Below are 841 nucleotides of genomic sequence, written 5' to 3'. Positions count from 1 at the left end.
CTTCTGTTTCTCGTCATGTATGATGCGACTTTCTTGCTAAGATATTGTTATTAAATGACTTAATTGTCAATTTAATAGCTGTTGCTATTAGTAGCCGAACTATTTCAATTATAAACAGCGTCAATGTTCGGTCTCGGAACCGTTATCAGTAAAAGGGCTAGGTATGTATTTTTGGAACATCAAAGGCTTAAAGGCGGACATCAAAGCCGATAAGTTGTCGGAGAAAGATCGTTTTCGGTATGTATTTATATATATCGCGTTAGGTACGCTCGCGATGTATGGGTACGCGAATGGCTTTTCAAATACTTGGGAGGTTATCGAATCAATCAGTTTCAGCGCAATCGTACTTCTAGGGACCTATTTTGCTTATAGAGCGAATGGTGCAGAAAATGGGCGAGACTTCTTAGGTCGCTATTTTGGTATCAGCTTTGTTGTGGGTTTGAGGTTTTTAATTTTTATGTTGCCTCTCTATATTCTGTTATTTTTCTATTACTTTTCAGTGATATCTGATGATGGCGATATTGCCACCACAGGCGTTGATGTTGCGATATCTATGAGTATAAACATCTTGCTGTATGCGCGTATTGTTAAGCATATGGGCGATGTAAGAGATTAATAATAAACCGTATAATCAGGCGGGTAACGTGCGGCGTGCGCTTAGGTTTACATTTGCCTGTAACTCAGTCGTCTTTAGGTTTCTCTGCATAAAAGGCAGAGCTTTAGGAGTTAGCTCATGGATTACGAAACAAAAATACAACTTGCTCTAAAAGAGTTAAGTGACAAAGGTGTTTGGAAGTCGAACTATAACCCCCCAATTGATAGATTGTTACGTAAACTCGGG

Annotated in this window: 2 protein-coding genes; both read left to right on the top strand. The window is 39.1% G+C overall.

Annotation, left to right across the window (positions count from 1 at the left end):
- The first annotated feature begins 163 nt into the window (after positions 1-163).
- Positions 164-616 carry a hypothetical protein gene (locus tag BCT81_RS02265; RefSeq protein WP_102423127.1) on the top strand — a complete coding sequence of 151 codons (453 nt, stop codon included), beginning with the start codon at positions 164-166 and terminating at the stop codon, positions 614-616.
- A gap of 117 nt (positions 617-733) precedes the next feature.
- Positions 734-841 (top strand): DUF6404 family protein (locus BCT81_RS29685; RefSeq protein WP_241908135.1); only part of this gene is annotated, 108 nt, incomplete at its 3' end.

Source organism: Vibrio sp. 10N.261.52.A1, assembly GCF_002876325.1.
GTDB lineage: Bacteria > Pseudomonadota > Gammaproteobacteria > Enterobacterales > Vibrionaceae > Vibrio > Vibrio chagasii.
The sequence above is the reverse complement of the archived record's forward strand: the minus strand, read 5'-3'. Positions and strand labels throughout refer to the sequence as shown.

Excerpts from the sequence above, each read along its gene's own strand:
- BCT81_RS02265 (WP_102423127.1), top strand. The coding sequence starts at position 164 with ATGTATTTTTGGAACATCAAAGGCTTAAAGGCGGACATCAAAGCCGAT.